Source organism: Pseudomonas pichavaramensis (assembly GCF_050473265.1).
In the GTDB taxonomy this organism is placed as follows: domain Bacteria; phylum Pseudomonadota; class Gammaproteobacteria; order Pseudomonadales; family Pseudomonadaceae; genus Aquipseudomonas.
The window spans coordinates 69538-88718 of sequence record NZ_JBJKFJ010000015.1 but is presented as its reverse complement, the minus strand read 5'-3'; the positions used below and the strand labels follow the sequence as shown (position 1 = coordinate 88718).

General features: G+C 64.4%; 19 protein-coding genes. 8 read left to right on the top strand and 11 right to left on the bottom strand.

Translation table 11 applies throughout. The features are described from left to right. Positions 1-57: 57 nt before the first annotated feature. The 5 genes from ACJRW5_RS21400 to ACJRW5_RS21380 all read left to right on the top strand — a co-directional run bounded on the left by ACJRW5_RS21400 (position 58) and on the right by ACJRW5_RS21380 (position 7299). Positions 58-1071: an AraC family transcriptional regulator gene (locus tag ACJRW5_RS21400; protein ID WP_484572559.1), complete on the top strand. Its 1014-nt coding sequence runs from the start codon at positions 58-60 to the stop codon at positions 1069-1071. Beyond that, positions 1068-2144, top strand: coding sequence for an FAD-dependent oxidoreductase (locus ACJRW5_RS21395; RefSeq protein ID WP_484572506.1), 1077 nt, complete (start codon positions 1068-1070; stop codon positions 2142-2144). Before ACJRW5_RS21400 ends, ACJRW5_RS21395 begins: the two co-directional genes overlap by 4 nt. A gap of 364 nt (positions 2145-2508) precedes the next feature. After that, positions 2509-4080, top strand: a complete 1572-nt coding sequence (locus ACJRW5_RS21390; protein ID WP_484572505.1) for a methyl-accepting chemotaxis protein — start codon at positions 2509-2511, stop codon at positions 4078-4080. A gap of 402 nt (positions 4081-4482) precedes the next feature. Continuing rightward, on the top strand, positions 4483-5850 hold the full coding sequence (locus tag ACJRW5_RS21385) for a glutamine synthetase family protein (RefSeq protein WP_484572504.1): 1368 nt from the start codon (positions 4483-4485) through the stop codon (positions 5848-5850). A 135-nt stretch (positions 5851-5985) separates the two neighbouring features. After that, the gene (locus ACJRW5_RS21380; RefSeq protein ID WP_484572503.1) at positions 5986-7299 is read left to right on the top strand and encodes an NAD(P)/FAD-dependent oxidoreductase; all 1314 of its coding nucleotides are present in this window, start codon (positions 5986-5988) and stop codon (positions 7297-7299) included. Between the two features lie 52 nt (positions 7300-7351). Here the strand turns inward: ACJRW5_RS21380 and ACJRW5_RS21375 are convergent, their stop codons facing one another. From ACJRW5_RS21375 to ACJRW5_RS21365, 3 genes are all read right to left on the bottom strand, one after another. Then, positions 7352-9343, bottom strand: coding sequence for a metallophosphoesterase family protein (locus ACJRW5_RS21375; RefSeq protein WP_484572502.1), 1992 nt, complete (start codon positions 9341-9343; stop codon positions 7352-7354). Positions 9344-9452: 109 nt separating this feature from the next. After that, complete coding sequence (locus ACJRW5_RS21370; protein WP_484572501.1) at positions 9453-9794, bottom strand: VOC family protein; 342 nt, start codon at positions 9792-9794, stop codon at positions 9453-9455. Between the two features lie 69 nt (positions 9795-9863). Further along, positions 9864-10550 carry a Crp/Fnr family transcriptional regulator gene (locus tag ACJRW5_RS21365; protein WP_484572500.1) on the bottom strand — a complete coding sequence of 229 codons (687 nt, stop codon included), beginning with the start codon at positions 10548-10550 and terminating at the stop codon, positions 9864-9866. 116 nt (positions 10551-10666) lie between these two features. On the opposite strand from ACJRW5_RS21365, the gene ACJRW5_RS21360 reads away from it, so the two are divergent. Continuing rightward, positions 10667-11191 carry an Mpo1 family 2-hydroxy fatty acid dioxygenase gene (locus tag ACJRW5_RS21360; RefSeq protein WP_484572499.1) on the top strand — a complete coding sequence of 175 codons (525 nt, stop codon included), beginning with the start codon at positions 10667-10669 and terminating at the stop codon, positions 11189-11191. Positions 11192-11388: 197 nt separating this feature from the next. On the opposite strand, the gene ACJRW5_RS21355 is transcribed toward ACJRW5_RS21360, so the two are convergent. The 3 genes from ACJRW5_RS21355 to ACJRW5_RS21345 form a co-directional block, all read right to left on the bottom strand. After that, positions 11389-12135, bottom strand: a complete 747-nt coding sequence (locus ACJRW5_RS21355) for a hypothetical protein (protein ID WP_484572498.1) — start codon at positions 12133-12135, stop codon at positions 11389-11391. A gap of 184 nt (positions 12136-12319) precedes the next feature. Beyond that, positions 12320-13057, bottom strand: coding sequence for a sulfite exporter TauE/SafE family protein (locus tag ACJRW5_RS21350; protein ID WP_484572497.1), 738 nt, complete (start codon positions 13055-13057; stop codon positions 12320-12322). Then, on the bottom strand, positions 13036-13413 hold the full coding sequence (locus ACJRW5_RS21345; RefSeq protein ID WP_484572496.1) for an antibiotic biosynthesis monooxygenase family protein: 378 nt from the start codon (positions 13411-13413) through the stop codon (positions 13036-13038). The genes ACJRW5_RS21350 and ACJRW5_RS21345 overlap by 22 nt, the downstream gene beginning before the upstream one ends. Positions 13414-13496: 83 nt before the next feature. On the opposite strand from ACJRW5_RS21345, the gene ACJRW5_RS21340 reads away from it, so the two are divergent. Beyond that, a complete protein-coding gene (locus tag ACJRW5_RS21340; protein WP_484572495.1) occupies positions 13497-14189 on the top strand; it encodes an ArsR/SmtB family transcription factor in 693 nt (230 codons plus the stop codon). Positions 14190-14211: 22 nt separating this feature from the next. Here the strand turns inward: ACJRW5_RS21340 and ACJRW5_RS21335 are convergent, their stop codons facing one another. From ACJRW5_RS21335 to oscA, 5 genes are all read right to left on the bottom strand, one after another. Then, complete coding sequence (locus ACJRW5_RS21335) at positions 14212-15204, bottom strand: sulfate/molybdate ABC transporter ATP-binding protein (RefSeq protein WP_484572494.1); 993 nt, start codon at positions 15202-15204, stop codon at positions 14212-14214. 57 nt (positions 15205-15261) lie between these two features. Next, a complete protein-coding gene (gene cysW, locus ACJRW5_RS21330; RefSeq protein WP_484572493.1) occupies positions 15262-16128 on the bottom strand; it encodes a sulfate ABC transporter permease subunit CysW in 867 nt (288 codons plus the stop codon). Positions 16129-16138: 10 nt separating this feature from the next. Continuing rightward, positions 16139-16951, bottom strand: a complete 813-nt coding sequence (gene cysT / locus ACJRW5_RS21325; RefSeq protein ID WP_484572492.1) for a sulfate ABC transporter permease subunit CysT — start codon at positions 16949-16951, stop codon at positions 16139-16141. Positions 16952-17023: 72 nt separating this feature from the next. Continuing rightward, positions 17024-18025: a sulfate ABC transporter substrate-binding protein gene (locus ACJRW5_RS21320; protein ID WP_484572491.1), complete on the bottom strand. Its 1002-nt coding sequence runs from the start codon at positions 18023-18025 to the stop codon at positions 17024-17026. Positions 18026-18125: 100 nt separating this feature from the next. After that, the gene (oscA, locus tag ACJRW5_RS21315; RefSeq protein ID WP_484572490.1) at positions 18126-18308 is read right to left on the bottom strand and encodes a sulfur starvation response protein OscA; all 183 of its coding nucleotides are present in this window, start codon (positions 18306-18308) and stop codon (positions 18126-18128) included. A 242-nt stretch (positions 18309-18550) separates the two neighbouring features. Here oscA and ACJRW5_RS21310 point away from each other — a divergent pair, with 242 nt between their 5' ends. Further along, positions 18551-19132: an RBBP9/YdeN family alpha/beta hydrolase gene (locus tag ACJRW5_RS21310; RefSeq protein WP_484572489.1), complete on the top strand. Its 582-nt coding sequence runs from the start codon at positions 18551-18553 to the stop codon at positions 19130-19132. Positions 19133-19181 lie beyond the last annotated feature (49 nt).

Here is a 19181-nt window from a genome sequence, read left to right as displayed (position 1 = left end):
GGTCGTCAGAGCGCCCGACCGAGCACGCCAACCTGCCTACCGGATACGCCAATCTGCATGACCGCCGAACCCTCCACCCTGGCCAGCTGGACCCGCGCTCTGCGCAAGCAGCTCGACGCTCTTGGCCTGGACAGCAACGCGCTGTGCCGCGAGGCCGGGCTCGACCCTGCGCTGCTGGATGATCCCAACGCGCGTTGCCCGCTGTCGGTGACCACCCGCCTGTGGCAACTGGCGGTGGCGGCCAGTGGTGACCCGGCGCTGGGCCTGAAGACCTCGCAGTTCGTCAGCCCGACCACCTTCCATGCCCTGGGTTATGCGCTGATCGCCAGCAGCAGCCTGCGCGAGATGTTCGAGCGCATCGTGCGCTATCACCGGGTGGTCAGCGATGCCTTGCAGCTGGAGCTGCGCCAGGTGGACGATGTTTACGAGTTTCGTTTCCGCGTCCCGCCCGGCAGCCCGATGCCGGCGCCTGAAGCGCTGGATGCCTTTGCCGCGATCTACGTGCGCAGTTGCCGCAACCGCCTGAGCCGGGATTTCGCCCCGCTGCTGGTACAGCTGCAGCGTCCGCGCCCGCTCGATCCCGGACCCTGGCAGGCGGTGTTTCGCGCTCCGCTGCAGTTCGACGCCGAGGAAAGCCTGCTGCGCTTTCCCCGCGATGTTTTCGAGCAACGCCTGGACGATGGCAATCCGGAACTGGCCGAGCACAACGAAACGGTGCTCAGACGCAGCCTGGAGCAGCTGCAGGTAGCCAGTTGCAGTGAGCAGGTACGCAACTTTCTGTTGGCTCAGCTGCCAGATGGCGAGCCCTCGGCCGAGCGCATCGCCCAGGCCCTGCACCTGAGTCTGCGTAGCCTGCAGCGGCACCTGGCGGACGAGGGCACCAGCTACGAAGCCCTGCTCGGAGACACGCGCCATACCCTGGCGCTGCAGCATATGCGTGACCCGCGCTGTTCGATCAGCGAGATTGCCTATCTGCTCGGTTTCAGCGACAGCAGCAGCTTTGGCCGGGCCTTCAAACGCTGGACCGGGCAAACGCCGAGCCAATACCGCGACGGATTGAAAAAAGCATGACCCAGTACGACCTGATATTGGCCGGAGCCGGTCACGCTCACCTTGGCGTGCTGCGCCGCTGGGCCCTGGTGGAGCGTCCGCCAGGCCGGATCGGCTTGCTCAGCCTGGGCCCCGAGGCCTGGTACGCCGGTATGTTGCCGGGGCTGATCAGTGGCCGTTTCAGTGCCGCCGACTGCCGTGTGGAACTGCTGCCACTGTGTCAGGCGGCCAAGGTCGAGCTGATCGAGGGCGATATTGCTGCGCTCGATGCGGACAACCGGCGTCTGCAGCTTGGCGATGGCCGCGAACTGCAGTGCGAGTGGCTGTCGCTCAACGTCGGCGCCGGCATGGCCATACCGCCGCAGCAGGGTGATGCCATGCAGGTGCTGGCTGCCCGCCCGATCGACCGGCTGCTCGAAGGTTGGCAGCAGTGGCAGGCCGAACCCCGGCGTATGGCAATTCTCGGCGGTGGTGCCGGTGGAGTGGAACTGTCATTGGCGCTGGCCGACAAGGTGCCGGCGCTGGCGTTGTTCTGCGGTGGTGCATTGCTCGATGGGTTGTCGCCGGGGCTGCGCCTGCGTGCGCTGGGCCATCTGCGTCAGCGTGGCGTGCAGGTGCGTGAGCATTGTCCGATCGGCCGCATCGAGGATGACTGGCTGCTCAGCGGTGACGAACCCGTGTGGCGCGGACGCCGCCTGTTGCTGGCCAGCGGCGCGCGTCCCTGGCCATGGTTGACGGCGAGTCAGCTGGCCAGCGATAGCGCCGGTTTCATCGCCATCCGTCCGACCCTGCAATGTGAATCGCATGCGCAGATCTTCGCCGTTGGCGACAGCGCCAGCCTCGATGGCATGCGTCGTAGTGGTCGCTTCGCGGTGCGCCAGGCGCCCGTGCTGGCCGCCAACCTGCAGGCGGCTCTGCTCAACCGCCCGCTGCGCCAGTACCGCGCGCAGTGGCAGAGTTTGGCGCTACTGGCCACCGGCGATGGCGGTGCGCTGCTCGGCTGGCACGACTGGAGTGCGGGCGGGCAGCTCTACGGGCGCTGCAAGGACTGGCTCGACCGACGTTTCGTCCAGCGCCATCGCGTCATGGGGTAGGGCGTAATGCTGATCGGATAAGCCCCCGCGTAGCAGTCCCGCCCCGGGGCGAAGCGCTTCGAGTCCGCGTCGTACGGGGTCGCGGCGGGGCGCCACTCCTACAGTGTCGGTGCATTTAGGCTTAACTGACTGGCATTAGGGTAGGGCGGGCCAAATTCATGGCATGGTGCTACCAAAGTGCGATGGTGCTGGCGCTTCCGAGCTGCTCGAATTCCAGTCATCGTGCCCGTTGTTGTTCGTCGGGCCTGCCTTCCACGTAGCCTGCTGCCCAGGTTGCGTGGGATATTCAAGGGGAGACCCCGTCGTGACTTCGTCCGCCTACAGCGCCTCGCCGCGCACCAGAACAAGAACTCTGAGGTCGGTCATGCAAGCTGCTTTCATTCGAACACCTGTCGCCTGTCTGTTGCATGCCCTCGGGCTTGCCGGTCTGATGCTGGTCTATCAGCAGGTGCAATTACCTGTCTATGTCAGTGTGCCGTCCTTCCTGCTGCTGGCGCTGTGGCCCTGGCTTGGCCCTTGGCAGCGTCGCGACGAACCTGTATCTGCGCCCCGGCAGACGTCGGCTGGCGATTTCGTCGAGCTAAGCCGCGGCCTGTCGCGTCATACCTGCCATAACGCACTCTCTGCGGCCAAGGTTGCCCATGCGGTCAAGCACCTGGCCGAACGGCTGCAGTCGCAACTGGCGGCGGTGCAGCAGGTCAGCCAGGCCGCTGAAGCCATTACCCATACCGAGCAGGACAGCGCCGCCCGTGCCGAGCACACCCTGAGTGCGGCCCGGCATGTGCGCGAGGCCAGTGCCAGCGGCCAGGCCGAGCTCAATCAGGCCATTGGCCGAATGCAGCAGCTCAGCGCCCAGACCCTGGCCAGCCGCGAGTTGATCGATGGTCTGGGCAGCCGCACCGAACAGATCGAGCAGGTCACCCAGGTGATCCAGTCCATCGCCAGCCAGACCAACCTGCTGGCGCTCAATGCCGCCATCGAAGCGGCCCGCGCCGGGGAAATGGGCCGTGGCTTCGCCGTGGTCGCCGATGAGGTGCGCAATCTGGCCGCGCGCACCGCCACGGCCACCGAGGAAGTCAGCCAGATGGTCGCCGACATCCGTCAGCAGAGCGCGGCGGTGGTCGATCACATCCAGCGCCAGAGCGTCGAGCTGGAGCAGGCTGCGCAGCAGATCGAGACCGCCGGCAGCCGCTTGCACGGCATTGCCGACCAGGCCGAGGAAGTCGAGCAGCAGGTGGCGCAGATCAGTGCCGGCACTGCGGACAATCACCAGCGCCTGGCCAGCCTGTCAGCCGCCGCCTTGCAGTTGCAGGACGACGTACAGGGCAGTGAAGAGCAGACGCGACAACTGGCCGATGCTGCCGAACAGCTGGTCGGCCAGGCCGAGACGGTCAGCGAGCAACTCGCCGAGGTGGGGCTGGATGATTACCACCAGCGTGCCTATGACCTGGCGCGTGAAGGCGCTGCTACCATCGCCGCGCAGTTCGAGCAGGACTTGCAGGCCGGACGTATCGGCCTCGAAGACCTGTTCGATCGCCACTATCAGCCGATTGCCGGCACCCAGCCGCAGAAATACCGCACGCGCTTCGATCAGTACGCTGACCAGGTGCTGCCGGCCTTGCAGGAGCCGTTGCTCGAGCGCCATGAAGGACTGGTCTTCGCCATTTCCACCACGCCGGAAGGCTACGTGCCCACTCACAACGCTGCGTTCAACCATCCGCCCAGCGGCGATCCGGCGGTGGATGCGACGCGCAGCCGTGGCAAGCGCTTGTTCAACGACCGCACCGGTATCCGTTGCGGCAGCCACAACCAAGCGCTGTTGTTGCAGACCTACATGCGCGATACCGGCGAGCTGATGCACGACCTGTCGGTGCCTATCACGGTGCGGGGGCGACACTGGGGCGGCCTGCGCCTGGGCTATCGGCCGGAGCCGTAGGCTGCGCCGCTCGATATGTGCGTTAAGCAGTGCCGGCTTGAATGTTTAGCCGGCACATAACCAAGCGTATGAAAAACCCGATTTAACGCACGTCAAACCCTGTGCGACGCTCCAAAGCCATGATCTCCCTGGCCTGCCAAGTCCATGTTCCGCTGTACCGCGCACCCGCGCGGAGGCGCCTGTTGGAGCGGCTTAACCCGCTGCTGACGATCATTCTCGCCTTCTGGGCGCTGTGGCATTGCCGTCACGCACGCCCACCGGACGTCGTTCCCGCCCGCTGAATTCCGATGGCTGCGCCATGCCCGCAGCTGCTGATGCCCAATTGTCTGCCTGTGCAACCTGTCCGAAAAGCGGATGGGCCGTGCGGACACCGAGCGCCCGACTGGCGCAAGCGAGTGCGATATGACGACTTTCGCTGCTGTGCAGGAAGCCCAGGCTTTCCTGACCGATAACTCCGATATCGAACTGATCGAGCTGTTCATCCTCGACGCCAATGGCGTGCCGCGAGGCAAGCTGCTGCATCGCGAGGAGTTGCTGGCGCTGTACCAGAGTGGCCGCCCGCTGCCGAGCACCATGCTCGGCCTGTCCATTCTCGGCGAGGATGTCGAAGACACGGGGCTGGTCTGGGATGTCGGCGATATCGACTGCCGTGCCTACCCGTTGCCCGGTAGCCTGGTGCGCCTGCCCTGGCGACAGATTCCCACTGCTGCGGTGCAGGTGTCGATGCATCCGAGCGAGGGCCTGCCGGCTACGCCGGCCGATCCGCGTCAGTTGTTGGTGCGGGTGGTCGAGCAGCTCGAGGCGGACGGCTATCATCCGGTGATGGCCTGCGAGCTGGAGTTCTACCTGCTCGACCAGAGGCGTGACGCGCAAGGTCGCCCGCAGCCGGCGCTGGACGCTGACGGCGGCCGTCCACGACAAACCCAGGTCTACGGCCTGCGTGAGCTGGAGCAGATCGAACCGTTTCTCAAGGACCTCTATGCCGCCTGCAAGGCCCAGGGCATTCCGGCGCGCACGGCGATTTCCGAGTACGCCCCCGGCCAGGTGGAAATCACCCTGGAGCATGGACCGGTGCTGGCGGCGATGGATCAGGCGGTGCGTTACAAGCGCTTGGTCAAGGGCGTGGCTCATGCCCATGGCATGCAGGCGTGCTTCATGGCCAAACCATTCGCCGAGATCGCCGGCACTGGCATGCACATGCATGTGAGCCTGGCCGATGCGCAGGGCAACAACCTGTTCGCCAGCGAGGAGCCAGCAGGTACGCCGCTGCTGCGTCACGCGGTCGGCGGCATGCTCGCCAGCCTGCTCGACTCGCTGCTGCTGTTCTGCCCCAACGCCAATTCCTACCGACGTTTCCAGGCCAACAGCTACGCGCCGTTGGCCTTGAGCTGGGGTGTGGATAACCGCACCGTCAGCCTGCGTGTGCCGGGCGGCCCGGCCAAGACCCGGCACGTCGAGCACCGTATTTGCGGCGCTGACGCCAACCCCTATCTCGCGGCGGCGGCGATCCTGGCCGGTATTCATCGCGGCATTCGGGATCGGCTCGACCCCGGTGAGCCGATCGAGGGCAACGGCTATGCCCAGGCCACGGAGTATCTGCCGACCCAGTGGTCGGCGGCCATCCAGGCAATGGAGCAATCCAGTTGGGCGCGCGATGCCTTCGGCGCCGAGTTTCTTCAGGTGTTCCTCGCCATCAAGCGCGCCGAGTACCGCCAGTTCATGGGCGAAGTTGGCGAGCAGGACTGGCGCTGGTACCTGGGCAACGCCTGACTGAACAGCATCGCGGCTGAAGCCGCTCCTACGAAGTGTGCACCCCATGTAGGAGCGGCTTTAGCCGCGAACTCTCCGGATTTACTGGTGCGCACGGCGCACCCTACGGCGGTGCCGCCGCCCCAAGGACATGCAATGAACGCAAACACACACACCGTCAAACCCGCTGCCGAACGCGCGCCTTCCTACTACTCGGCATCGCTCAACTTCGAGTCCGACTACCCGACGCTGCAGGGCACGCACACGGTGGACGTGGCCATCATCGGTGGCGGCTTCACCGGCATCGCCACGGCGGTGGAGCTGGCCGAGCGCGGCCTCAAGGTGGCCGTGGTGGAAACCAACAAGGTCGGCTGGGGCGCCAGCGGGCGCAACGGTGGCCAGGTCACCGGCAGCCTGTCCGGCGACGAAGCCATGCGCAAGCAGATGCGCAACAGCTTGGGCGAGGAGGTAGACGACTTCATCTGGCACCTGCGCTGGCGCGGCCACGAGATCATCAAGAGTCGCGTGGCCAGGTACGGCATCGCCTGCGACCTCAAGCACGGCCATCTGCATACGGCGATGAAGCCCAGTCACATGGACGAACTCAAGGCCAGCTATGACGAGGCACAGCGTCGTGGCATGGGCGATGAAGTGAGTCTGCTCGATGGCGCCGGTGTACGCGCTCAGTTGGGTAGCGACCTTTACTGCGGGGCGATCAAGAACACCCGCAACATGCACCTGCATCCGCTCAACCTGTGCCTCGGTGAAGCGCAGGCTGCGACGAGCCTGGGCGCGCTGATCTTCGAGCACTCCGAAGTGCTGGATATCGTCCATGGCCCGCGCCCGGCAGTGGTCACCATAGGCGGGCGGATCGAGGCCAAGCAGGTGCTGCTGGCTGGTGATGTCTACCACAAGCTGGAGCGGCGCAAGCTCAAGGGCATGATCTTCCCGGCCATGGGCGGCATCGTCACCACCGCGCCGCTGGGCGAGCTGGCGAAAGAGATCAACCCGCAGGACCTGGCGGTATACGACTGCCGCTTCGTGCTCGACTACTACCGCCTGACCGGCGACGGCCGCCTGCTGTTCGGCGGCGGCGCCAACTACTCCGGGCGCGACTCACGCGACATCGCCGGCGAGCTAAGGCCGTGCATCGAGCGCACCTTCCCGCAACTGAAGGGTGTGCAGATCGATTTTAAGTGGAGCTGCGCCATGGGTATCGTGATGAACCGCATCCCGCAGCTGGGCAAGCTGTCGTCCAACGTCTGGTACTGCCAGGGCTACTCTGGCCACGGCGTCGCCACCAGCCACATCATGGGCGAGATCATGGCCAAGGCGATCACTGGCGATCTGGAGCAGTACGACACCTTCGCCGCCTGCAAGCACATCAAGGTGCCGCTCGGTGACCAGCTCGGCAACCCGATGCTGGCCGCAGGCATGTGGTACTACCAGATGCTGGAGAAGCTGCGCTGAGGCGGTGAGTTGCGATAGGTGAGGTCTCCGGCAACCGGGTCAGCGGCCCGGTTCAGCGTTGACCTTCACCGCGATCCTCCAGCGCTGCGTTGTGCTCAGCATGACTGAGCTGCGCTGCCGGACTCTCGTCGCGTTCTGCAGCGAAGGTCACCGGTATCGAGCCATCGGCATTGAGATGGCGGATGCGTGATGGGCGGCCCTGCTCGTCGAAAAATACCTGGCCGAGACCGGCGGCGTTCCACAGGCGTTCGCCCGAGCGACTGCGATCGGGGATCAGTGGGGTAACGCGCATGCGCCGGCGCTTGGTCAGCCAGTTGAGTGGCGACCAGGGCGCATAGAGCCAGCGGTTGAGGCGGTCGAACCAGTCCAGCAGCTTGTGCGGGAATTCATTCTTGATGCCGCTGCTGGTGATCTGCCAGATAGTCGGGCTATTGCGTCGCAGGCGAATGCTGACGCGGTAGACGAAGGAGTAGTGCACGTCGCCGGAAAGGATGACGAAGTCCCCCGGTGTGCGTGAGTGGCGGAAGATGTTCATCATCACGCTGGCCGCGCCACGGTGAGCCATCCAGTTTTCGGCATCGACCATCAAGGGGTGGCCGGCCAGGGTGAAGAGTTTCTGGATGCCCTCGATCAGCTTGACGCCGAACATCGGCGCGGCCGAGACGATGATGCAGCTGGGGTGGTCGAGCAGCGCCTGCTGGAAGTCGCACAGCGCTTCCCAGTCCATCAGCCCCGAAGGTTTCGACAGGTGGCCTTCGCTGCGCCAGCGCCGCGTGCGGGTGTCGAGCACCAGTAATGCCGGGGTGGTCGGCAGCACGTAGTGCCAGTGCTGGAAATGCAGCAGTTGGTCAATCAGCGCGTCTTGTGCCTTGGCCTGCAGGTGGTCATCCGCCTGACGCTGTTGCAGTAGCTCGCTGCTGGCACTCAGCAGTTCATCGAACACGTCCGGATTGTTGCCCCAACCCTGGCACAGCAGGTAGGCGAGCAGGGCGTTGCCGATGATGCGTTTGGAGAACGGGTGGCCGTAGGCGGTCTGCTCCCAGCGCGCCGACAGGTTCCAGTCGTCGGTGACGTCGTGGTCGTCGAAGATCATCAGCGTCGGCAGATGGGCAAATACCCGTGCAGCCTGACCGAGGTTCTGGCGGAATGCATCGATGCGCTGGCGCTCGTCGGCGTAGCGCTGCCGCTGCTGCTCGTCCAGTGGTGGTGGCGTTTCCTCGATCAGCGTCCAGGGCACTGGCGACCAGACCAGCAGGTACATGGCGATCATCTCGGCGAAGGTCACCAGGTGATTGTCGGCGCTGCTGCTGGTGAAGATCGGCTTCTTCACGCCGCCGAAGAACTTGTCGCGCAGGGTCTGGTTACTGGTTATCTCGGGCAGCAGTTCGGCGCGCCGGTAATAACCGACCGGATCGGCGTAGAGGGACTGGCTGTCCTCGACCACGGCGCCTTCGAGCTTCTCGTCGAACAGGCCGAGGCGGGCGATCAGTTGGTGAATGGCGCACAGCATCGGCCCGGCGACGTCGTCCACGTACACCTGGTCGCCGCTCATCAACAGCAAGGCCGGGCGCTGACTGGCATCGTGCGGTTCCGCCAGCAGGCGGTCGGCGCAGAGCAGGCCATCGTCAGCGGCATGGTGCGGTTTGCGGCAGGAGCCGTGGAGCAACTGGTCGACCCGCGAACGCAGGACGAAATCGGCGTGCTCGGTGTCATCGTGGAGCAGGTGTGGGGCCCAGTCGCGCATGCCCCGTACTTCATCGTTCGCGACGATCTGCAGGTCGTAAGCAATGCGCTCGTCCTGCGGGAGTGCTTGCTCAAGAGGCAGGTCGATCAGGTGCAGTACGGCGTGCCGGCCCAGGGGCAACTGCCGGCAGTGCGTGTCGAGAGCCAGCGTGCGCGGTTGTTCGCCGCCGGCTTGCAGCCACAGTTGCAGGCTCAGTTCGCGACTGGCCACCAGCCACAGCACCAGGCGGCCTGGCTCCAGGCGCCGCAGCAGCGGGCCGGCGAGCACATCGGGCAGTGGGGTGTGGGCGTGGTCGGGCATGACGCTTCCTGCAGAAAATGGACAGGGCTTGGACAGTGGCAGGGCGCCAGCGGTTCAGGAGGCCAGTTGGCGCAGGCGTTCCCTGATAAGAGTGGGGCCGAATAGAGGGTCAGGCCCGATTGGTGATCTGGAATGCATTGCCTTCTGCATCTTGCCCGTCGCAAAAGCAAAGTGATTCAGCATGACCCTGCACCTTACCCATCTTTACGCCGATGCCCATCAAGCGCTCCCGCTCGGTGGCAACATCGGCGCAGTGAAAGCAAAGCTTGATCGATGTGCTTGGTAAGCGTTTGCCTTTGTGGAATGCGATGCGTGAGGTCGGCGAATCTGTGGCGCCAATGTCCACGAAAGACCCTTCGACCGAGAGAACCTGCATATCGAATGCGCGGCAGTAGAACTGTGCAAGTACGTCGGGTTGCGGGCTGAAGATGATTACGCGGTGCAGGTGCATGAGAGCGGAGCCCCAGGTTGGCTGGACACATGGCGGCAGCGTAGCGTGTCTTGCCCAATGTACTGAAGATCAACTATCCACTGCATGGCGCAGGCGTTCGATGTCGAGAATCTCGATCTCGCCATAGGTCAGGCGCACGACGCCCTGGGCCTCCAGCTCCTTGAGGATCTGGTTGGTGGTCTGGCGTGACAGCGAGAGCATCAGCGCCAGCTGCTCCTGAGCCAGGTGCAATAGCTGACGCGGTTCGCCTTCACCGTAGTTCTCGGCAATCAGCAGCAGGCGCCTGGCCAGACGTGGCGCGGCCGGCAGCAGGCTCATGTCTTCCAGGGTGACGAAAGCCAGACGCAGTTTATGGCTCATCAGCAGGGCGAAGTCGCGCCAGTGTTGTGGCTCGCGTTCGAGCAAGGCGAGCAACTCGGCTTGCGGTAGCAGCAGCAGGGTGCTGGCGCTTTCGGCGAAGGCATCGTGCGTGCGCGGCAGACCGTCGAACAGCGAGATTTCACCGAACCAGTAGGGTGGCCCGACCAGCGTCAACAGCGCTTCCTTGCCGTTTTCGCTGACCGCGCCGACGCGCACGGCACCTTCGACCACTGCATACAGGCCGCTGGGTTTGTCGCCCCGGCGAAACAGGCGCTGACCGGCGTCCAGGCGTTGCACCTTGGCCATCTCCAGCAGGCTCTGGCTCAGCGCCGAGGGCAGCGCGGCGAACCAGTGGCCCTGATTCAACAGGCTGGCGTAATTGCGAGGATCGGGCATTGCGGCTCCTGTGAGGCGGTGTGGCGATCCCTGCCATTGTCGGCTAGCCGACAGTACGTCGGTTCAGCGCGAGGTGATCATGCACGAGCCTGTTCCCTGCAATGAGGACGATAACAATGAAAACCCTCGTCGATCACCTGGCCCAGTATGCGGCCTATCACCGCGACCGACGCAATATTGCCAGCCATTTCATCGGCATCCCGATGATCGTGCTGGCTGTCGCGGTGCTGCTGTCGCGTCCGGGCTTCGAACTGGCTGGCCTGTGGTGGGCGCCGGCAACCCTGGTGGCGTTGGCCGCCGCGCTGTTCTATCTGCGCCTGGATACCCGCTTCGGCCTGCTCATGAGCGTGTTGTTGGCGTTGTGTCTGTGGGCCGGTGCCATCCTGGCGAGCGCTTCCACGGTCGTTTGGCTGTCAGCAGGCATTGGCTTGTTCGTGATCGGTTGGATCATCCAGTTCATCGGTCACTACTACGAGGGGCGCAAGCCGGCGTTCGTCGATGACATCATGGGGCTGATGGTCGGCCCATTGTTCGTGGTCGCCGAGTTGGCCTTTCTCCTTGGTCTGCGCAAGGAGGTCGAGCACGCGGTGGTGGAGATCGCCGGCCCGACCTGCATTCGCGAGAAGAAGGCGCTGGCCTGAGTCGGCCATACCTGTCGGAGCGCCGCCCCGGCGCGAAACGATCGTGGACCTGACGCCTGCTTGGCATTGTCGGCACGAATTTATTCTCGATGGTCGCGGGTGTTGTGGGAGGCGCTTTAGCGGCGAGCTTTTATCGCGGCTGAAGCCCCTCCCACGATTTCTCTGGGTCGTTGGATGGGCTTCGGTCGCGAGTGCTTCTAGAACATCGTCATCCACTGCGTGGTCATTGCACGCGTGTGACGAGCCACGGTGATCGGCGCGAAGGGGCGACCGGACACACTTTCCAGCGTATTGCTCTGACTGTTCATGTCCGCGAGAGCTGCGCGCAGATATCCCCAGCGGGTCTGCAACTTACCGAGCTGCGGGTCGGCTTCGGCATCCAGTGCCTGTAGTTCGCGATCGATGGCCGGCAGCAGCAAACGCTCGTCCTGGCCCAGGTAGGTGTCGGGTTGCTCGCGGGCAATCTCGAAGGTGCCCAGGTAGGAGCGGGCGAGGTATTGCACACCCAGGTATTCGACTTTCGCGGCCAATTCGCTTTGTCCTTGCGCGCCAGGTACAGCCCTAGCTGCCGCAAGGAAATCACGCAGGGCGCGACTGAGATCCTCAGGGAAACGCCAGGGCACGTTTTCGTCACCGGGGCCATAGGAAACACCGTTACGCAGTTGGGTAACGAGGGCGTGATGAGTGCTGGTGAGTTCGTTGCTGCCTTGCGGCAGGCTCTGCATGGCGCCGGCCAGAGCGGCCAGATCGGCCTCCAGGCGCTGCTGATGAATCTTCTGGAAGCCTTCACCGCGTAACAGCATCAGGCTGCTGGTGGCGCGACAGGCGTGAATCTGGATCTGTTCCTGCGGGGTAACGGCTTCGGCAAAGGCCATGGGCGAGAGCCCGATGAACAGGCCCAGTGACCAGAGAAAGGCATGGCGCAGCAGTGCTTTACAGCGCATCCGGGTGCTCCTTGTTATTGTTTTGAGCGGGGCTGCGTCAATGACGCAGCGTCAAGACTACTGCGTCGTTCAGCGTCGGGCATGGCCCGAAAGAGTGATTTCGTCGGAAATCGCTACCGTTCGGGTGTTTTTACCGGCTGCATGAAACGGGGCGGTAACGGATGCAACCGCTCTACTGCGCCTGTCAGAGCCCGCGCAGCGCCAGTTCGGCACCGAGCAGCAACAGGCCAACGAAGAACCAGCGTTTGAAGCGCTCCGCACTGATGCGCTTGCGCAGCCACTGGCCCGCTGCCATACCCAGCAGCGCCGGCAGCAGGGCGATGGCGGACATGCCCAGCACCGCAGGTTGCAGCAACTCGCCGCTATGGCCGAGGGCGGCTGCCAGGGCCAGGGTGGAGACACTGAACGACAGCCCTAGGGCTTGCACCAGATCGTCCTTCTCCAGACCTATGGCTTGCAGGTAGGGGACCGCGGGGATGGCGAAGATGCCAGTAACAGCGGTGATCGCCCCGGTGACGGCGCCAATCAGCGGTGCCAGCCAGGGCTCATGCCGTGCTGCGACATGAAAATGCACCCTGGCCAGGCCAAGCCCGGCATAAACCACCAGTGCCGCGCCCAGCCAGCGCGTGGCACCCGGCAAGTCGAGGCTTCGCAGCAAGCCGGCGACCAGCAGCGTGCCAGCGACGATTCCCAGCAGCATCGGCCACAGGCGACGTAGCATCGGCAGCGGACTGCGGCCGTCGCAGAGCTGCCAGATGTTGGTCACCATCGACGGGATGATCAACAGCGCTGCTGCTTGCAGCGGTGGCATTACCAGGCCGAGCAGGCCCACGGCGATGGTCGGCAGGCCGAGGCCGACCACGCCCTTGATCATGCCGGCAAGGATGAAGGTGGCGAGGATCAGCGGCAGATGCTCGGCCATTGCGCCGCCTCCTGCTCGTGGAGCGTGCGGCTGTCGGCGGGTGCTTCGTCGCGCTCGTGCAGGCCGTAGTCGCGAACCACCTGGGCCACGCGCAGGCGAAAGTGGCTGAAGAGCTCTTCACGACCCGCCGTCTGAGCCTGGCGGTGCTCCTGACGCTGACGCCAGGCCGCGACCGAGGCTTCGTCCTGCCAGAACGACAGGGAGAGAATTTTTCCGGGCTGGGAGAGGCTCTGAAAGCGTTCGATGGAGATGAAACCGGGTTGCTCGGCGAGCAGTGGACGCAGTTCGCCGGCGAGCTCGAGATAGTGTGGTTGCTGACCGGGCTTGGCTTCCACTTCGAAAATCACGGCGAGCATGGCGTCTCCTTGGCTGGCTCTGTTTGATATTGCCTGCCAGTATCCACATTTGTTGCATGCCATGTTTCGTCATGAGGTGAATTATGGAATACGCACCGGGCTTCAGTTCGATCGCCGCGCTGCTCGCCGATGCCGGGCGTGCCAGCATGGTCTGGGCGTTGATGGATGGCAGCGCGCGTCCCGCCGGTGAGCTGGCGCTGTTGGCCGGGTTGTCGCCATCCTCGACCAGCGCACACCTGAGCAAGCTGGTCGAGGGCGGCCTGCTGGTGCAACAGCGCCACGGGCGTAATCGCTTTTACCGCCTGGCCGGGCCGGAAGTGGGTCAGTTGGTGGAGGCGCTGGCCAATGCGGCGCTCGCCGCACAGCCACGTCAGGCTCGCCCGCTGCCGGCGTCGCGCGGTACGCCGCAGGCGATGCGTGAGGCACGCACCTGCTACGACCATCTGGCCGGCGAGCTGGCGGTGGGGATGTTTGCGCGCATGTGCGCAGCCGACTGGCTGCTGGAGCAGGATGGCGCGCTGGCCGTCACGGCAACGGGCGAACAGCACCTGCAGGCATTGGGGATCGATTGGCCGCAGGTGCAACGGCAGCGCCGCCAGCGTCTGTGTGCCTGCCCCGACTGGAGCGAACGCAAGCCGCATCTGGGTGGCGCGCTGGGCGCGGCATTGCTGGCGTTATTCGAAGGGCACGGCTGGCTGCGGCGCAGCCAGGGTTCGCGTGCCCTGCAGGTTTCAGCGCAGGGACGCCAGGCGATCATGGCGATCGCCTTGGAGTAGGTGCTAGAGCCGTTCGCGGCTCTCAGGCCTGGGCGCTGACCGGCTTGCCACCCTTGGGCTTGAAGTACAGGGTGGTGCCGCGCGCCAGGTTGTCCAGGCTGGCGTGGTCCTTGGCCACTTCCGCTTCGATCAGCTCGTCCTGGCCCTCGACCTTGAGGGTGATGCGGGTGATGGCGCCGAGCAGGCGGATGTCGCGCACTTCACCGGCCTGGTGATCGGCGGCCGGCTCGGTGGCGAGGTCCACCTCGTGGGGGCGGAACAGCACATGGTGATCGCTGCCCACGTACAGACGGTTGGCGTCGCCGAGGAAGTGGTAGACGAAATCGCTGGCCGGGTATTCGTAGACTTCCGCCGGCGAGCCGATCTGCTCGATCACGCCCTTGTTCATCACCACGATGCGGTCGGCCACTTCCATGGCTTCCTCCTGGTCGTGGGTGACGAACACACTGGTCAGGTGCACTTCTTCATGCAGGCGTGCCAGCCAGCGGCGCAGCTCCTTGCGCACCTTGGCGTCGAGGGCGCCGAAGGGCTCGTCGAGCAGCAGCACCTTGGGCTCCACCGCCAGCGCGCGGGCCAGGGCGATACGCTGGCGCTGACCACCGGAAAGCTGCTCCGGGTAGCGGTCACCGAGCCAGTCGAGCTGCACCAGGTTGAGCAGCTCATGCACCTTCTCGGCAATCTTCGCCTCGCTCGGGCGCTCGCTCTTGGGCTTCATGCGCAGGCCGAAGGCGACGTTGTCGAACACCGTCATGTGGCGGAACAGGGCGTAGTGCTGGAACACGAAGCCGACGTTGCGATCACGCACGTCGTGCTCGGAGACGTCCTCGCCGTGGAAGCCGATGCTGCCGCTGTCCGGGGTTTCCAGGCCGGCGATGATGCGCAGCAGGGTGGTCTTGCCGCAGCCGGAAGGGCCGAGCAGGGCGACCAGCTCGCCGCTCTGGATATTCAGGTTGATGTCGTTCAGCGCCTTGAACTGGCCGAACCGCTTGTTGACGCCTTTGACTTCGATACTCATGGCTGATGTTCCTGATTTGTTCCGTGGGCCGGGCCGCTCTCGGCGGCGCAACGGCGGTCAGTCCTCTCGGTCGGCCTGTAGCTGGCGGCTCAGACGCGCCTCGCTCCACTGGCGAAGCAGCAGCACCACCAGGGCCATCACGAGCAGCAGGATCGCGACGCTGAAGGCGGCGACGATGTTGTACTCGTTGTAGAGAATCTCGATGTGCAGCGGCAGGGTATTGGTGTAACCGCGGATATGCCCGGACACCACCGATACCGCCCCGAACTCGCCCATCGCACGGGCGGTACACAGGACCACGCCGTAGATAAGCGCCCATTTTACGTTAGGCAGCGTGACATGCCAGAACATCTGCCAACCATTGGCGCCAAGCAGGCGCGCCGCCTCTTCCTCGGTGCTGCCTTGCTCCTCCATCAGCGGGATCAGCTCGCGGGCGACGAAGGGGAAGGTGACGAAAATGGTGGCCAGGACGATGCCCGGCACGGCGTAGACGATCTGCAGGTCGTACGAATCGAGATAGGGCGCGAGCAGGCTCTGCGAGCCGAACAGCAGCACGTAGATCAGGCCGGCGACCACCGGCGACACCGAGAACGGCATGTCGATCAGGGTGACCAGCAGGCTCTTGCCGCGGAACTCGAACTTGGTCACCGCCCATGCGGCAGCGACGCCGAATACCAGGTTCAGCGGCACCGAAATGACGGTGGCCAGCAGGGTCAGCTTCAGCGCGGCGATGGCGTCCGGTTCGCTGATCGCGTTCCAGAAGAACTCCAGGCCGCGACTCAGGCCCTGGGTCAGCACCATGTACAGCGGCAGCACCAGGATCACGGCGAACACAGCCCAGGCGATGACGATCAGGGCGATGGCGCCGACGGAGCGGCTGGCCGGGCGCGCAGCCGCGCGCTGGCCAAGGGTTGCAAGGCTCATGACGGGCTCCTCAGGTTTGCGGCTGGATGCGGCGCTGCAGGATGTTGATCAGCAGCAGCAGGATGAACGACACCACCAGCATGATCACGCCAATGGCGGTGGCGCCGGGGTAGTCGTACTGATCCAGCTTGGAGACGATCAGCAGCGGCAGGATCTCGGTCTTCAGCGGAATATTGCCGGCGATGAACACCACCGAGCCGTATTCGCCGACGCCACGGGCAAAGGCCAGGGCAAAACCGGTCAGCCAGGCCGGCAACAGACTCGGCAGCAGCACATGGCGGAACACCTGCAGCGGTTTGGCGCCGAGGCAGGCGGCGGCTTCCTCGACCTCCTTGGGAATGTCCGCCAGCACCGGCTGCAGGGTGCGCACCACGAACGGCAGGGTAACGAACACTAGGGCCAGGGTGATACCCAGCGGGGTATAGGCGATCTTGAACGGGAACAGCGAGCCGATCAGGCCGTTGGGCGCGTACAGCGCGGTCAGGGCGATACCGGCCACGGCGGTGGGCAGGGCGAAGGGCATATCGACCATGGCGTCGATGATGCGCCGGCCGGGGAAGGTGTAGCGCACCAGCACCCAGGCAATGATGGTGCCGAGAATGCCGTTGAGCAGGGCGGCGGCCAGGGCTGTAGCGAATGACAGTTGCAGCGAAAACTGTAGCTGGCGGTTGCCGAGCAGGCTCCACCATTGTTCGGCGGAGAGTTGCAGGGAGAAGAGGAACATCGCTCCCAGCGGGATCAGCACGATCAACGCCAGGTAGCTGAGGGTGAAGCCCAGCGTCAGCCCGAAGCCGGGTATGACCGGGGAGGTTCGACGAGACATGGTGAGTCCTTTTGTGCAGGTCCACAGCATGGCCTGCCACCGCTTATCCGGTGGCAGGCCGGGTCGTTCAGATCACTGGTTGATCTTCTTGAAGATGTCGTCGAACACGCCGCCATCGTCGAAGTACTTCGGCTGTGCCTGCTTCCAGCCGCCGAAGTCCTTGTCGATGGTGACCAGGTGCAGATCCTTGAACTGGTCCTTGAACTCGGCCGCTACTTTTTCGTTACGCGGACGGTAGAAGTTCTTCGCCGCAATGCGCTGGCCTTCCTCGCTGTACAGGTGCTCAAGGTAGGCTTCGGCGACGGCGCGGGTGCCCTTGCGGTCGACGTTGGCATCGACCACGGCCACCGGTGGTTCGGCGAGGATCGACAGCGACGGGGTGACGATTTCCAGTTGATCGCCACCTTCCTCGGCCAGCGACAGGTAGGCTTCGTTCTCCCAGGCCAGCAGCACATCACCCAGACCACGCTGGACGAAGCTGATGGTGGCGCCGCGGGCGCCGGTATCCAGCACCGGGGCGTGGCGGTACAGCTCGGTGACAAACTCCAGCGCCTTCTCTTCACTGCCGTACTGCTGGCGCGCGTAGGCCCACGCGGCAAGGAAGTTCCAGCGCGCGCCGCCGGAGGTTTTCGGGTTCGGCGTGATGACCTCGACGCCGTCCTTGACCAGGTCGTTCCAGTCCTTGATCTGCTTCGGGTTGCCCTTGCGCACCAGGAACACGATGGTCGAGGTATAGGGCGTGCTGTTGTCCGGCAGGCGCGCCTGCCAGTTCGGATCGATCAGTTGCTGGTTGAGGTTGATCGCATCGATGTCGCCGGACAGCGCCAGGGTCACCACGTCGGCGCGTAGGCCGTCGATCACCGCGCGGGCCTGCTTGCCCGAGCCACCGTGGGACTGCTGGATGGTCACGGCCGGGTTGCCCTTGGCCTGCCAGAATTTGTTGAAGGCGGCGTTGTACTCGACGTACAGCTCGCGGGTCGGGTCGTAGGAAACGTTGAGCAGCGGTTCGGCGATGGCCGGGCCGGCGATCAGGGTGCTGGCCAGCGCGGCCAGGGCAAAACGACGAATGGACATGGTGCAGCTCCTAACGGGTGACTTTTTGTGTTGGCGTGTAGGTGTCAGGTGGGCGAACGGTTTCTAGCCCTCTGGTGGTCCAGTCGGGCCGCATCATGTGTCAGTTGCTTTTGGTGCTCGGGGGTTGCAGGCGAAACTTTTCCTTGCGCTCGATCTGCACGACCTGGCCGTTGTGCACGGTGATTTCCACCGAGCCGAATTTCAGGCCATGCAGGGCGGTCTGGATCTCGCGCAGGATGCTGGCTTCATCCTGGCCTTCCAGGTTTCTCAGGGTCGCGGTCATTTCCAGGCTCCTTGTGTTTGCACGCCACCTTGTTGGGTGGGGCGCCGATAGTGGCGTGGAGCGGATAGTAGGCAGACGTGAATATTCTTAAAAATAATGTTTAAGAACATTTATAGATCTTTATGGAATATAAGAGGTGGCGGGTATTCTTGTTTTTTTGAATAAGCAAATAATTTCTTATTCTTTTTTGTGCTGCATCGCTTCTGCCTAGACTGTGGCCATTCGATTCAGGAGGCAGTGACATGCGCAGCGAAGCAATCCGTTATCTGATCCTGCCGGGCTGGCAGGGCTCATCCGACGACCATTGGCAGAGCCACTGGCAGCGCAACCTGCCAAACAGTGCGCGCGTCGAGCAGAAAGACTGGGCCAGTCCCCAGCGCGCCGACTGGGTCGCCGAGCTGAACCAGGTCGTCGCGGCGGACCCGCGTCCGGCCATCCTCATCGCGCACAGCCTGGGCTGCGTGACTGTCGCGCATTGGGCGCAGCAGGCTCCGGTGGAGTTGCTGCGTCGTGTACGCGGTGCGCTGCTAGTGGCACCGGCCGATGTCGAGCGGCCTGGCTGCCCCGAGCCGCTGCAGAACTTCGCGCCGCTGCCGCATGATCTGTTGCCGTTTCCCAGCCAGCTGATCGGTTCCGACAACGACACCGCCGCCAGTGCTGCGCGTGCCATCGAGATGGCGCGGCGCTGGGGTAGCGAGGCGGCCATTCTCAGTGGTGCCGGGCATATCAATGTGAAGTCCGGGCACCATCATTGGGAGCAGGGTTTCGCCTATCTCTATCGCCTGCAGAGCCGCATCGAGCAGCAGTTGCGCCTGCGCGCCTGATTTTCCGGGGCGGGATCGGGCCAGGCAGCCTCCCGCTTCCTTTTTCTTT